10 protein-coding genes are annotated in these 14,999 nt (G+C 45.4%); 5 read left to right on the top strand and 5 right to left on the bottom strand.

Annotation, left to right across the window (positions count from 1 at the left end):
* Nucleotides 1–393 precede the first annotated feature (393 nt).
* Entirely contained in the window at nt 394–1,503 is a 1,110-nt protein-coding gene (locus tag GL182_RS03865; protein WP_163378228.1) for an AI-2E family transporter, read from the top strand.
* Nucleotides 1,504–1,558: 55 nt separating this feature from the next.
* Here GL182_RS03865 and GL182_RS03860 read toward each other — a convergent pair whose 3' ends face one another.
* The 3 genes from GL182_RS03860 to GL182_RS03850 all read right to left on the bottom strand — a co-directional run bounded on the left by GL182_RS03860 (nt 1,559) and on the right by GL182_RS03850 (nt 6,294).
* Nucleotides 1,559–4,207 (bottom strand): HEAT repeat domain-containing protein, encoded by a 2,649-nt coding sequence (locus tag GL182_RS03860; protein ID WP_163378227.1) that lies wholly within the window; start codon nt 4,205–4,207, stop codon nt 1,559–1,561.
* 115 nt (nt 4,208–4,322) lie between these two features.
* Nucleotides 4,323–5,015 (bottom strand): phosphoadenylyl-sulfate reductase, encoded by a 693-nt coding sequence (locus GL182_RS03855; protein ID WP_163378226.1) that lies wholly within the window; start codon nt 5,013–5,015, stop codon nt 4,323–4,325.
* A gap of 121 nt (nt 5,016–5,136) precedes the next feature.
* A complete protein-coding gene (locus GL182_RS03850; RefSeq protein WP_163378225.1) occupies nt 5,137–6,294 on the bottom strand; it encodes an MFS transporter in 1,158 nt (385 codons plus the stop codon).
* Between the two features lie 382 nt (nt 6,295–6,676).
* On the opposite strand from GL182_RS03850, the gene GL182_RS03845 reads away from it, so the two are divergent.
* The gene (locus tag GL182_RS03845; protein WP_163378224.1) at nt 6,677–7,366 is read left to right on the top strand and encodes a spheroidene monooxygenase; all 690 of its coding nucleotides are present in this window, start codon (nt 6,677–6,679) and stop codon (nt 7,364–7,366) included.
* Nucleotides 7,363–8,286, top strand: coding sequence for a glutamate--tRNA ligase family protein (locus GL182_RS03840; protein ID WP_163378223.1), 924 nt, complete (start codon nt 7,363–7,365; stop codon nt 8,284–8,286). Before GL182_RS03845 ends, GL182_RS03840 begins: the two co-directional genes overlap by 4 nt.
* Here GL182_RS03840 and GL182_RS03835 read toward each other — a convergent pair.
* Nucleotides 8,261–9,469 (bottom strand): Gfo/Idh/MocA family protein, encoded by a 1,209-nt coding sequence (locus GL182_RS03835; protein WP_163378222.1) that lies wholly within the window; start codon nt 9,467–9,469, stop codon nt 8,261–8,263. The genes GL182_RS03840 and GL182_RS03835 overlap by 26 nt on opposite strands.
* 236 nt (nt 9,470–9,705) lie before the next feature.
* Here GL182_RS03835 and GL182_RS03830 point away from each other — a divergent pair, with 236 nt between their 5' ends.
* Together GL182_RS03830 and GL182_RS03825 are read left to right on the top strand one after the other, a co-directional pair.
* Nucleotides 9,706–12,786, top strand: coding sequence for a PVC-type heme-binding CxxCH protein (locus tag GL182_RS03830; protein ID WP_240469559.1), 3,081 nt, complete (start codon nt 9,706–9,708; stop codon nt 12,784–12,786).
* A 15-nt stretch (nt 12,787–12,801) separates the two neighbouring features.
* The gene (locus tag GL182_RS03825) at nt 12,802–13,695 is read left to right on the top strand and encodes a hydroxypyruvate isomerase family protein (RefSeq protein ID WP_163378221.1); all 894 of its coding nucleotides are present in this window, start codon (nt 12,802–12,804) and stop codon (nt 13,693–13,695) included.
* Between the two features lie 90 nt (nt 13,696–13,785).
* On the opposite strand, the gene GL182_RS03820 is transcribed toward GL182_RS03825, so the two are convergent.
* Nucleotides 13,786–14,952, bottom strand: a complete 1,167-nt coding sequence (locus tag GL182_RS03820) for a glycosyltransferase family 4 protein (RefSeq protein WP_163378220.1) — start codon at nt 14,950–14,952, stop codon at nt 13,786–13,788.
* Nucleotides 14,953–14,999 lie beyond the last annotated feature (47 nt).

Here is a 14,999-nt window from a genome sequence, read left to right as displayed (position 1 = left end):
GTAAAAAAACAAAAAGGAATAGAAAAGAATTGAAGAGCATGACCAAAAATGCTTTAAAAATCCAAAGATACACATGTTTCAATTTTTTTGACCCAAAACCAATAATAATCAGATCCAAAACCAAAAAAAGCCTCATTTTTCAATTTAACTCCCCTTGAAAAAACCCACCTTTATGGATAGCCCGCCCGAACTCAAAGTTAAAAATTCCCTTTCGAATCATTTACGATAAATTTTCTCTAACTTAAGGTAAAATTTCAGGAAATACCCTGTTTGATTCACTACAGGATATCTGTCTGGAAACAACTCATATAACGCCTGACTGCACGTTTCTCTTCCGAAGCGACAAATGTAATCTATTGACCATTTGAAAATTGTCATTATTAATTCAGCCCTATGCAACTATCCTTTCAACATTTGTTCTTTACCCTGGCCTTTGGCGTGTTGGTCATCGCCATAATGGTGGTGGCCAAATCCATTCTCATTCCTTTGGGACTGGCCCTGTTACTGGCATTTATTTTACATCCTTTGCACAAAAGGTTAAAAAGAAAGAAGATAGGAAACATCGGAGCTGCGATTACAGTTTTGCTTTCCTTTTTCCTGATCTTAATAGGTGTCCTGACTTTTTTCTCTGCAGAAATCATTTCCCTATCGGACCAATTGACTGATTTCGGAGAAAAATTGATGCGTGTATTTACCGATACGGTAGTGTTTATTAATGAAAACTTAAGTTTTCTGGGTAATTTCGATAAAGATCAGTTATTGGAAGACGGAAAAGCGTGGATCAAGGATGGGGCAGCCGGTCTGCTGGGAAAAACCTTCAGCAATACGGCCAGCATCCTCACCGGGCTGTTCACGGTAATCATCTATACTTTTTTATTCCTGATCTACAAAGAAGGGCTCGTCAGTGCATTCATGCGATTTGCACCAGAGGAAAAGGAGACCCAATACCTTAAAATGTTAATGAAAATCCAAAAAGTGGGTCAAAAATACCTTTCCGGCATGCTGACCTTAATTCTGATTCTGGGCCTGGCCAATAGTACCGGTTTATGGATTATCGGACTGGATAGCCCATTTTTATTCGGCTTTCTGGCGGCTACGCTTTCCATTATCCCTTATATAGGCACCACCTTGGGTGCTACTATCCCAGTATTGTATGCGTTTATGTCCAAAGATGAGCTCTGGGTTCCCATAGCGGTGGCTGGGATGTTTTGGCTGATTCAGGTCATCGAAAGCAACTTCCTGAGTCCTAAGGTAGTAGGCAGCAGTGTAAACGTCAACGCATTTGCCGCCATATTAAGCCTGATCATCGGCGCATCGGTATGGGGTGTGGCAGGGATGGTATTGTTTTTGCCTTTTGCAGCCATGCTCAAAGTCATCTGTGAAAACTACATCCCACTCCAACCCCTGGCCCTGCTGATAGGAGATGACCAATTCAATAAGAGCCAGCAAAGCAATGATGGTCCCTCTTTCTTCAAGAAAATCAAAAAAAAGGTCATGGGCTAACAAAAAAGGCCTGTAAAACATTTTACAAGCCTTTTCTGGTATTTTTTTATGCCACTTATTTTTGTTCGGAAAGATATGTAATCAGTGAGGCAAATTCTTCGTAGGATAAGGAATTGGCCAGTCCTGCCGGCATCATGGAGTTTTCCATTTCTGTTCGGTCCTTGATATTTTCCACCGGTAAGGTAAAGGCCTGTCCGGCGATATTACGGATCACCAGGCGGTCCGCACTTTCCTCGGTAACAAATCCCACGTAAGTTTTTTCATCATGGGTATTGATCATCACCGTAGCAAATCCCTGGGAGATGGAAGCATCCGGTTTCAATATGGATTCGGCAATCTGTTCCCTGGTCATGATGCTACCGATCTGACCCATAAAGGGTCCCTTCATTTGTTCCCCTTTCTCTATACTGTGGCAGGCCTTACAGCCCTGTTGTTCAAATATGGCTTTCCCTTGCACCGCTTCACCCTCAATCTCCTGCATGGCCAGCAGGATGTCTTCAATGGAAGACTCCCCTATTTGACCCTTTTGATTTTTGATCTTTTCCAAATCTACATCAGGCTCTTCCAGGACTTCAGTTACCGTATAATCCCCACCAAATTCGGTTATTCCCATGCGGTTTTTCTGATTCAACATGGCAATAAAATCCTTGTCATTTTGGGAGCCATTGTCCCAAAGCTGCTCAAACAAGGATTTGATTTGGGAAGAAGCTGACCAAAGTACCGATTTATAGTAGGGCCCATGCGTGTCCGGGCGGGTACCCCACCACCAGGAACCATCGTAAGGCGCCTCCTTGGTATAGAGCCTGGCCAGAACGGTAAGGATACCATTTTTCAATTCTATTTGCTCTGTTCCTGCTCCATTGTACCTGGCAATCAACCCGGCAACTACCTCAGGAGTATGCATGTAGCGCAATGCCCAAAGGGCGAGGTCCGAATTACCTGAACCCACTTGCTCCAAAATTTCTTCATCTGCACCAAGATTGACCAAAGCCCTGACAGCCAGATGGGGCAAAATAATTTCCGAATTGGGCCGGGCATGGGGTCCCTCTTCTCCAAATTCGGGAGCCTGAAACGAATCAGGTACCTCAATCTCCATCAAATGCGGAATAGCCGCTTTATCCCCTATCCTACCCAGGGCAATAATTGCTGCTGCTCTAACCCTGGGAGAAGCGTCTCTCAAAGCTTCTACAAATGGCTCGATTGACATTTCTTCTACAAAGGCTTTCCTATCTGTAATCGCTCTGATGGCATATTCCTTCATGTCGGGATCTTCCAGTAATGCTTTCATGTCTTCCAAACCGGAAGTGCCCCTGATCTGGGAGTAGGCATACATGGCCGCAACCCTGGCATAATCCGGAGCCTGCCTGTCTGTTGCTACCTCCCAGGCCTCTGAAGCCGCATCATCCGTGCCTCTAGTTACCAATTCCTGCTGGGCATAAAGTCTGATGGTGGCACTTCCTTCCATAAGCATTTCGGCCAGGTCATCCTCGTCTGCTGAAGTCAGGTCAGGCATCTCGCTGTATTCCAGAACCTTTGGAACCACCCTTACCACAAAACCTTTGTCTTCACTTCCGGAATAACCAGCCCCATCCCAGGCAGCCATATACATCCTGCCTGAACCATCGATATCCAGATCTGTGATCTGAGGTAACTTGAAAAACTCTTCCTCCTCCTGGGTGTAGGAAGGGCCATCGGCTGTCACGCGGTGAATGTACAGCTGGCTCCTTCCCCAGTCGGCCATCATGGGGACTTTATCGTAGGCTTCCGGCCAGCGGTGGTCATCCATAAACAAAGCGCCGGTTCCGGAGCCTCCCCCTACATCTACCAGGGCAGGGATAATTTCTTCAGTAAAATGCTTAAACAACACGGGATAGCCATATTCACCGGTTTGAACCTGATGGATGAAACGGATATTCCATCCGCCCCCATCATTGGTATTTCCCCTGGTAAAAAGGTTCATGTAAGGATCAATCGCTACATCATAAATATTTCTAAGGCCATGGGTGTACACTTCCATTTCAGTGCCGTCTGGACGTACCCTCAGGACGCCTCCCCCAAGCATGGTCATTTCATTGCCTTCCCTGTCAATGGCTCCATGAAATCCAAAATCTCCTACGGCAATGTAGATCCATCCGTCTATTCCCATTCTTATACCATTGGTAGCGTGGTCTGTCCCTCTCCCCTGCAAAAACTTGGGTGAACTGATGTGTTCAATCAGAGGCCTTGAAGGTCCATCCGCTATGCCGTCATTATCCTTGTCTTCGAAGACCACCAGGTTCATACCGGTCGCCAGGCTATCATCCTGAGAAAATACCGTATGCAAGACAAATAATTGATCTCCCAAAGGGATGATCCCCCTGGGATTGTCCACTTCTGCAAATACCGTATGTTCGTCAGCTGCACCATCATTATCCAGATCGAGGAGTTTGACGATTCTCCCTTTTCCCGGCGTTTTTCCCAGGGACCCGATCGCATCCACCCCTACATACACCTCTCCGTAAGGGGAGACTGCCAGACAAGCAGGGCTGGGAGTCAGCTCAGGACCCGAAAAAGCCTGTACGGCCAACTCTTCCGGCCAGGCAAGTGCCTTGCTCAGGGAATCTAAGGATTCGGAAGTGGTGGATTCGATGATTTCTACCGGTCTTTCCGGCTTACAAGCCAAAAAAACAAGTATAAAAGAAAATAGAATAAAGGTCCCTCTCATAAAATTCTGATTTTTTGCGGATGAAAATTATCGAAAAAGAAAAACCCATCCAACAATTGGATAGGTTTTGTGTCAAATTTACGCTTAAAATTTTACAGCAGGTAAAAGGTTGGTTTTATAAATGCAAGCCACATTCAGTTTTAGGACTATTGTTCCACCTGCCACTTCTGTCCTCTCCCGGTATGGTACAATGTTTACAGCCAATGGAGTGGTAGCCAAAAGCAATCAGGGGATGAAAGGGAAGTTGGTGCTCTTCGATGTATTGGTCCCGTTCTTTTTCTGTCACATCCAGAAGGGGGTAGAATTTCAAAATCCCTCCCCTTTCCTCAAAAATATCCAGGCTGGCGCGATGGTCACTCTGCCAGCTCATCAATCCGGACACCCAGACCGAAAATCTGCTCTTAATGAGCTCCAAGGGCTTTACTTTATTAATGGAGCAGCAAAGCTCAGGGTCAGTCTTCCAGGTTTGGTTGGTACTGGTGTATTCATGATCCTCTTTTCCTGCGCTGACTGAGGCGACGTTCAGGCCGTAGAGTTCGGTAAGTTTTTTCTTATATGCCAGGGTTTCCGGAAAATGATATCCTGTATCAATAAAATAGATCTTTTGCTTGGGATTGCATTTGGAGAAAACACTCAATAACAAGGCTGATGTAGCGGCAAAAGAGCTGGTGAGCATCACTTCCCGCTCATCAAAATCAAGGTATAACTGATGAACCCGTTCTTCCACAGTCAATTTGTGGTACTTGTCATTCAATTCCTTTATCTCTTCTTTTGAATATATTTTCTTTGAGACCAATGACTCCTGCATGCTATTTTTTTGTTTATTCTATAAAACCTACCGACTTGGTTGGGTATTAAATTTTTGTAAAAATAAGCATAAAAATTTAAAAACCAATAAGGCTGTATTTTTATATAAAAAGCCCTGATTTTCAGACTGCAGCCGGAGAAAAGTTCTTTTCTCCTACCCAAACCCAAAAAGTAATCATCAATCCTACCAAAGAAATCAAAGCAAAAGATCCTTTCAAACCTACCCACTCTGCGATAAAGCCAATCAGCGGCGGCCCTAAAAGAAAACCAAAAAAAGAAACGGTAGACACCATGGCTAAAGCGATCCCCGGAGAATAACTGGAAGATTTCCCAGCCAGACTATAGGTAAGCGGCACCACTGCTGCGGTTCCAAAACCCACCATCAAAAACCCCGGAATGACAGCCCAAATGGTAGGCAATAATACGGCAAGCATCAGTCCTGCAAAAACAGTTAAGCCAGAGAATTTCAGCACCTTAATTTTCCCGAACTTATTAGCCAGCTTATCGGCTGCAAACCTGCCCATCGCCATGGCACCCATGTAGGCCACATATCCGGTTGGAATTAAACCTGATGGGGCGTCGACCACTTTGGCCATATACACACCGGACCAGTCAAACATGCAGCCTTCGCACATCATGCCACAAAAACCAACCATACCCAATTGGATAATCACAGTGTCCGGCTTTTTCCAATGAAACCCTCCTCCTGCAGTTTCCCGATTTCCTGACTCTGAAACGATCCCTTTCTGAAATAATCCAATCAATAAGGCACCGGCAAGCAAAATGAACAGGTAGTGCTCCCCGGGAGAAAATTCAAAATACACCATAATGGCACCAATTCCGGCACCAAAAAAACCAGCCAAACTCCATAAACCATGAAAGGAGCTCAGGATGTTCCTACCATAATCTTTCTCAATTCCAAGAGCCTGGGTATTCAGAGAAATATTCATCATGTTACCCATTATCCCAAATACAAACACCATTATGGCCAAAACCAAAGCGTCAGGCGACAAGCCGATCCCCAATAATGCCAGGATATAGCATGACATGCCTATCAGCACTACTGCCTTGCTCCCAAATCTAAAAACAGCCCATGCCGCCAATGGTAAGGCCAGGAGAGATCCCAAGGGCATACCCAAAAGCACTGAGCCCAGCTGTCCTTCACTCAGGCGGAACCGCTCCTGAAAATCAGGAATCCTGGACGCCCAGGAAGAAAAACACAACCCCGTAAGGAAAAAAAAGACACCTGCAGAAAGTCTACGGATTTTTAATGGTTCCATAAAATACTAAACAAGCTACAAAGGTAAGGGAGAAAACCATAGTATTTTCATTACTTCCTCCTACTTTTCAGAGAGACCAGGCAAACTTTATCCGGTATAAAAAGGTTAATCACTTTGAAACAAAACTTTTGGTATGTGTGAACCCTCCTGATTCACTATCAATAATTTGTTGGGTATGCTCATCTAATCTATAAAATATTTTAACCCGCTGAAATATGGAATTTGTAATTGCCGGTACCACCATCGCATTGGCTATTTTATTGATCAGAGTAATCATTAAGCGGGTTTTTGATTGATTTTAGGCAAAAGACCTGTGTAATCTACTTTTGCTTTACTAATTTTACAAAGCATCCTGGAGGATGAAACGTTGTGAGCACCTGCCATGAGTTCCAAAGAAGAAATCGTATCCATCACTTTTTTTGAGTACCCCAGACGAAACCGTTGGTGGGCCTTTAATCAGATGCAACTGGCTATAGCACCATTAAAAAAAGCCAAGGGAGTAAAGTTTTTTAAACTAATGGGGACAGGTGGAGGATTTGGATTTTCCCTTAAGCCGGACCTCAAAACCTATGCCCTGCTGATGGTTTGGAACAACCTGGCATTTGCGGAAAACTTTACCGATTCGGAAGCCTACCTGCGGTTTAACCAGCAGTGCAAAAGCAATTTCACCTATTGGATGCAGTGCATACAGAGTCATGGCACATGGCATGGCCGGCAACCCTTTACCGTTAAGGAGCAAAAGGCAACTGGCCCGATCATGGTTATCACCAGAGCGCGGTTAAGGTGGAATAAAATTTTGAGGTTCTTAACCCAGGTTCCCGCAAGTAGTCGGGCGGCTGCCAAAGCTGATGGTTTGATTTATACCAAAGGGATAGGCGAATGGCCAGCCATAGAGCAGGCAACCTTCAGTTATTGGAAAAGCCAGCAGCACATGGAAACTTTTGCCTACCAGTCCGGCCACAGAGAAATTGTAAGAAAAGTAAAACAGGAAAGGTGGTACAAAGAGGAGCTCTTCGCCCGCTTTATTCCCGTCAGCCTGGCCGGGCATGTGGCTGATAACCCGACAACATGAATCCCCCATTCCAAAAAACCAGGCTGGCTCCTACCCCCAGTGGGTACCTCCATATTGGAAATGTGGTATCTTTTCTCATTACTTCCAGCCTGGCCCGGAATCATGGTGCCAGGATTTTGTTAAGAATTGATGATTTGGATGAAAGAAGAACCCGGGTAAAATTCATACAGGATATCTTTGATACGCTGGAATTTTTGGAAATCCCCTACGATGAAGGCCCCCGAACTGTCGCAGAGCATCAGCAACAATTTTCCCAAAGACACCGGATGGATCAATATGAAGAACTACTTCAACATTTAAAAGAAAACGACCAGGCTTTTGGCTGTGATTGTTCCAGAAAAAACTTGCGACAAAATCATCCAAAAGGCTGGTATACCGGAAACTGTCTGCAGCGACACCTTGATTTACAAGGAAAGAATATTTCCTGGAGGCTGGACACCCGGACACGAGGTTTACGTCAGCTCAGAACTTACCCTGATTCAATAAAGCCCTGCCATTTACCACAGTCCATGAATTATTTTGTGGTCAGGAAAAAAGATAGTGATCCTGCCTACCAATTGACCTCGGTAGCAGATGACAGCTATTTTGGTGTGGATCTGGTTGTCAGGGGGGAGGATTTATGGGACTCCTCCTGTGCGCAGATCCATCTCTCCGCACATCTAGGGGGAGACCCCTTGTCTCAGGTTACTTTTTTTCACCATCCTTTGGTCAAAGACGGGGAGCAGAAACTATCCAAGTCGGAGGGTGCCCTGGCCATAAAAACCTTAAGGGAAAATGGATTGAGCAAAGAGGAGGTATACCTGCTGGCTGCCCGTCAGCTCGGCCTGAAAGGTCCAATACATTCGCTGACGGCCTTCCAAGCATCATTTATGGACAAGCTGAAGGGAAACCATTTCAATCATCATAATCCGGAATGCTGAGTAATTCTCCACCCTTCAGGGCCGATTGGTGCGCAACTATCCCAGGTACCGTATAGGCCAGTGCTTCGTATATATTCACCTCTGGCAATCTCTCTTCCAGTATTGATCTGATAAATTCATGTGTAATGAAGGTATGAGAGCCATCGTGCCCGCTGTTGTGCCGCATTTTTTCAGGGAGCATATCTGTTTTCCACCATTGAGGAAACTCATAGGCCGTCACCTTATTATCAGTATGTTCAAACCCTGCATCATCTTTCCCCAACTGTTCTGCTGCGGTGACCATGGTGGCCAGGTTTGCATGTCCGGACGGCAGGTAAAGGCTCATTTTCTCTCCCCTCCATTCTCCCCTTTCTGCATTTCTTAAGGCACCTTTCCAATTCACCTCCACCCTAAATGGATGGTTTCTGTTGGTTTGAAAAAAAGCTGTTTCATTCCAAAACGGATTTTCATAAGGATTGTCCTTTAACAGACCGTCACCATTCCCCCAACCCATGCAACTCACTTTCTTTAACCTTTCCCCTGTAACACTGATCAAAAACGCTGTACAATGGGTAGGGTAATGCATGGGAGGCAATCCATGTCTCCAGGTTGGGGCCCCGTTTTCAAACCAAAGCACCTCCAGACCTGGGTGGTTGTATTCCGCCGCTGCACTAAATATTTCACCAAACTTACCTTCTTTATAGAATTTTTTGGCAGAAATGGTTCCCTGCATGTAGGTGGTGGTCTCTGCCATCATATAGGTTTTGCCAGAGGATAAAACCGCCTCCTTCACCTGCTCGCATTCTTCCAAATTCATGGCCAGGGGTACAGCGCAAAGTACATGCTTCCCTGCTTTAAGGCTGGCAAGGGTATGTGCCGCATGGTCCGGGGCAGGAGTCGCCAGAAAAACCGCATCTACCCCGGGGTCTTCCAAAAGCTTTTCCAAAGAGGGATAACTCTTCGAACAACCATAGGTTTTCATCAAATGATCCCGGCGGTCTTGACGCAGATCGCTTACCGCCTCCACCACACAGTCCGGATGTTCATGAAATTGAAAAGTAGCACCAAACCTCCCCCCTACGATACCTATTCGCACTTTTTGGTTGGTTTTCGAAGGTAAGCTCCAGGAGGGGAATGCTCCCATACTCAGAGATCCAGCCAATACAGAACTGCTTACAATAAATTTTCTTCTGTTTAATTTCATTTTGATCGGGTTTTATAATGGTAAGTGAAGATAAAAAAACATCCTGAATGAATACTCACTTTCGCTCCTGAGGTACTACCTGTAATTTTCAACGGGTGAAGAAAACTCCCTTTCCTTAAATAATAACCCGGGGATAACTGTCAAAAAAACAGTTAAAATAATTGGTTTAATCAGGTAAATTTCCGTTTATTAACGCCTGATTTCTTAGCATCATTAACAATAACTTCTACCCCATCATGCCTCATTTATTTTACCGAATGCCTTTATGGATATCATTGCTGTTTTTGGTAATCAGCGTATCCTGTACATCAGATACGAAAGAGGTAACCCAACACCCCTTTGATCAATTGACTGAAGAAGAAAAAAGGATGCCTGAAAATGCGCTCTTGGGCATCAAGGTGAATGAATCCGTTCAAGTCAACCTTTTCGCTTCAGAACCCATGCTCACCAATCCTACCAATATTGACATTGATCACAAGGGCAGGGTTTGGGTTTGTGAGGCCTACAACTACCGCCCTGCCATCACCGGAAATGAGACCAAAGCTGAGGGAGACCGAATCCTGATACTGGAGGACACCGATGGTGACGGTACTGCGGATAAAAGTACAGTGTTTTACCAGGATCCTGAACTCAATGCCCCCCTGGGGATCTGGGTTATGGGTAATCAGGCAATCGTTTCCCAAAGTCCCTATGTATGGCTGCTGACCGATACCGATGGGGATGATCAGGCAGACAAAAAGGAAGTCATTTTTAAAGGGATAGGTGGCGAACAGCACGATCACGGCATGCATGCCTTTGTATTCGGGCCGGACGGCAAATTTTACTTTAATTTCGGAAATTCTGGTGGTTCTATTGAAGATCGCAACGGAGAGGTATTGAAAGATACCAACGGAGACCCCATTCTCCCAGAGCATTACAAAGAAGGGCTGATATTCAGATGTAACCCTGATTTTACTGAAATTGAAGTTTTGGGACAAAATTTCCGCAACAATTATGAAGTAGCGGTAGATTCTTACGGCACCATGTGGCAATCTGATAATGATGATGATGGCAACAAAGGTGTCCGTATCAATTATGTGATGGAGTATGGCAATTTCGGCTACAAGGATGAAATGACAGGTGCAGGCTGGAGAGCCAACAGGACCAACAAGGAAAAAGAAATCCCGGAACAACACTGGCATCTGAATGACCCGGGCGTCGTCCCAAACCTGTTGCAAACTGGAGCAGGTTCCCCCACAGGGATGGTGGTATATGAAGGCAGGGCTTTGCCGGAAATTTTCTGGGATCAGATGATCCATACCGATGCGGGTCCGAATGTAGTTCGTGCATACCCTGTTGAAAAGGATGGTGCAGGCTACAAGGCTTCCATCGTAAATATCATGGAAGGGGACAAGGACCAGTGGTTCAGGCCTTCGGATGTTTGTGTTGCGCCGGACGGTTCTTTAATGGTTTCCGACTGGTATGATCCTGGCGTTGGCGGGCACCAGGTCGGAGACCTAAACAGGGGTAGGATATTCAGGATCACCAATTCAGCGCCTACTCACGAGCAACCAGAAATCTTGTTCAATACGCTCGATGGCACACTGGAAGCATTATTGAATCCTAATCTTTCCACCCGCTACCTGGCCTGGAAAAACATTAAAGCCATGGGTAAGGATGCTGCCCCAGCTCTGGAACGGATTTTCTATGAAGATGCCAATCCCAGGTTTCAGGCACGTGCCTTTTGGGCCCTTGCGAAAATAGATAAGGAAAGTGATCAATATATCCAAGCGGCCATCAATCATGAAAATCCGGATTTAAGGATAGCCGGATTGAGGGCTGCCAGACAGGCAAAACTGGATCTGACTCCATATCTCAAAGAATTGGTCAGCGACACTGACCCTCAGGTAAGAAGAGAAGCGGCCATTGCTATAAGAAATTCACGTCTCCCGAATGCCCCGGAACTGTGGGCCACCCTGGCTACCCAGCATGATGGGGAGGACCGTTGGTACCTGGAAGCCCTGGGAATTGGGGCCGCCGGGCAGTGGGATAGCTTTTACAATGCATGGCTTGCAAAAACCGGTGACGAGCTGATGACCAGCAAAAAGAACCAGGACATCATTTGGAGATCACGGACAGGAAATGCTGTGCCGCACCTGGCTGACCTGGCCTCAGATCAAAGCCAACCTCTGGAGGATCGCCTGCGGTATTTCAGGGCATTTGACTTTAATCCGGATAAGGAAGGGAAATCTGCTGCACTGGTAAAAATGCTCGAAGAGGGGTCTTTGCGTCAGGAAAATCAGGAGGAAAGCAACAGCATCCATAAACTGGTGCTTACTCATTTGGATCCGGATTATTTGAATCGATCGGAAATTGCCCAGGAAGCCCTAAGAAAAGCCCTGGATGAAAGTGTGGGGACCGAACCTTATCTGGAATTGATACAAAAATTTGAAGTACAGTCAGAAAATCCAAGGCTACTGGAGATGGCTTTGAATCAAAGTGATAACAACCTGGGGAGGACCGCCGCCAGCCTGCTTTTGAGGCTGGATGGAATCAATCGCATCAAAGAGGTGCTTTATAGTGGCGAGGAAGAAAAAGTGTACCCCATGCTTTTGGTACTAAGAGGCATCGGTACACAGGAGTCCCTGCAAATGCTCGAAGACATGGCCTTTGACAGTTCTTTACCCCTCAATACTCGGAGGGAGGCCACTTCAGCTATCGGCGGTAGTTATGGAGGAGAAGAAAAAATATTGGAACTTTTGAAGTCTCAAAGGCTTCCTGACAACCTCATCCCTGCAGCTGTCACCGGAGTAAGCCGTGCCTGGAGAAAAAGTGTACGTGCCGAAGCTGCGAGTTACCTGGATAGTTCTACCGACGATGAAAATCCCCTCCCCCCAATGAACGAATTGCTGGCCATGGAGGGAAGTGAAGAGAAAGGTCTGGTGGTATTCAAAAACCATTGTGCCCTTTGCCATCAAGCAGGTGATGTTGGGATGGATTTCGGGCCAAAGCTTACTGAAATAGGTAGCAAGCTTTCTAAAGAGGCCCAGTACATTTCCATCCTTCACCCGGATGCGGGAATCAGCTTCGGGTATGAAGGTTATGTCCTTCAAATGAAAGATGGCAGTACCCTGGGTGGAATAATAGCCAGCCAAACCGAGACCGATATAGAATTAAAAATGCCGGGGGGCAATACTGTACCCATTAAAACGGCAGACATGAACAGTATGGAACAAATGGAAAACTCCATGATGCCTTCCGGACTGGAGAAGGCGATGAGTACCCAGGAATTGGTGGACCTGGTAGCTTACCTGATGTCCTTAAAAAAAGAATCTTAATTAACTTATTATTTCATGAAAAATTTCAAGAATAACCCAAGAAGAAAAGCATTGAAGAAAATTGCGGGTACAGGCCTGGCAGGCATGCTGGTCCCCGGTTTGTCCAGCCGGCTTTTGGCAGCGGAAGCACAGCTTCCGGAAAACTTAAAAGGCAATGTCAACCACTCTGTGTGTAGGTGGTGTTACAATGATATTGCATTCGAAGACCTCTGCAAGGCTGCAGTAGAAATCGGTCTAAAGTCTATAGAATTGGCCGGACCGGAGGAATGGCCCATTCTCAAAAAACATGGACTGGACTGTGCCATGCCCTGGGGTGCGGGTTTGGGAATCGAAAGGGGCTGGAACAATCCGGAACTGCATGAAGAACTGATCAAAAGTTACGAAGAGGTAATCCCCAAAGTGGCTGCTGCAGGCTACAAGCAGATCATCTGTTTTTCCGGAAATCGAAACGGACTGGATGATACCAAAGGGATTGAGAATTGTGCCATGGGGCTGAAAAAAGTCATGCCTACCGCAGAAAAACATGGGGTCATCATGTGCATGGAATTATTGAATAGCAAGGTAAATCACGAAGATTATCAGGCAGATCATACCGCCTGGGGCGTTGAAGTATGTAAGGCCGTGGGATCTGAAAACATTAAACTTCTTTATGATATTTACCACATGCAGATCATGGAAGGAGATGTGATTGCCACCATCAAAAAAAATCATACCTATATTTCCCATTACCACACCGGAGGAGTGCCTGGACGAAACGAGATAGACGAAACACAGGAACTCTATTATCCTGCCATTATGAAGGCCATCCTGGATACCGGATATACCGGATATGTGGGTCAGGAGTTTATTCCCAAGCGGGAAGATAAACTGGCTTCCCTACAGCAAGGGGTGGAAATTTGTGACGTGTGAAAATGAATGAATGGAAAAATAAAGGCCGCTCCCTCAGGTAGCGGCCTTTTTCAATAATATAGTACCCTGATTCAAATTTCCTCAGGGCATTCAGTTCATATTGATTTTATTATCCGAAAGTACACTTTTCGAAATTTCAGGTTTGCGCCTGGCAAAGGGCTTCTTCTTTCTGATGGCTCCTTTTTCGGACAAGCTGGGCGCTTTTTTACAGTTGTTTTTGATGTTTTTAAGTGTTCGTTTGTCCATCCATATACCTAAGGAAACGGCCACCAGGGTCAGCACAGGAAAGAGTATGTGATCATTTAATGCATAACCAAAAAAGACCATGCCAATAAAACTAAGTTTAACTGTTCCCAGCGTCAAGGCCACCTGGTCATGTTTAAGACCCATTCGAAGTAAAAAGTGGTGGACATGGCTTTTATCTGGTTTAAGTGGGGATTTACCTTTTAGGCTCCGTTTGATAAAGATCCTGACCGTATCATAAATGGGGACAATCAGGAATGCCATCCCGGCTGAAAAGGGTGCGTTTACCTTTAAGCCTTCCCAGGGGGCCATGGTTCCCGTCTTATCTACAAATAAAATAACCAATACCACAAGCGCAAAACCCAGACTTAAAGAACCGGTATCTCCCATAAATATTTTTGCCGGATGCCAGTTGAATGCCAAAAATGCAAGAACACCGCCAACCAGCGTAAAGGATATCAAGCTATAGGACGTCATCCCCAGGCTAAAAAACCAGAAACCCAGAATCGTCAGGGTGACCAGGCTGAGTGACCCAGCCAAGCCGTCAGCGCCGTCGATAAGGTTGAAGGAATTGGTCAATATCAAAATAGCAAAGAAGGTAATCAATACACTAATCAGGTAAGGGATTTCATAAATCCCCATGAATCCATACAATCCCGAGATACGGATATCGGCCATCACAATCACGAAAAAAGCCGGAATTGACTGGCCGATTAATTTCTGGGTGGCACTCAACTCAATCAGGTCGTCCCGTAGGCCAACTGAAAACATGATTCCAAGGGCGACCAGAAAATACCTGGTTTCCACGATTTGGTCAAAGCTTAACCAGGCAAAAAGCCCTAAAAAAGCTGCAAAAATAATGGCGATTCCGCCCATGGATGGAATACTACCCGCGTGTATCTTTCGTCCTCCCGGAGCTTCCATGAAATTGATCCTTTTCAATACCATGATCAATACAGGAGTCATTAAAAAACCAAAGAAAAATGATGTAACTGTGGATAGAAAAATATTCATATTATGAAAGTTTTCACAAAAGTAAACATAATGAATTTACAATATTA

The sequence above is a fragment of the Cyclobacterium sp. SYSU L10401 genome (assembly GCF_010993705.1).
In the GTDB taxonomy this organism is placed as follows: Bacteria; Bacteroidota; Bacteroidia; order Cytophagales; family Cyclobacteriaceae; genus Cyclobacterium.
This window is presented reverse-complemented; position numbering and strand designations above follow the sequence as displayed.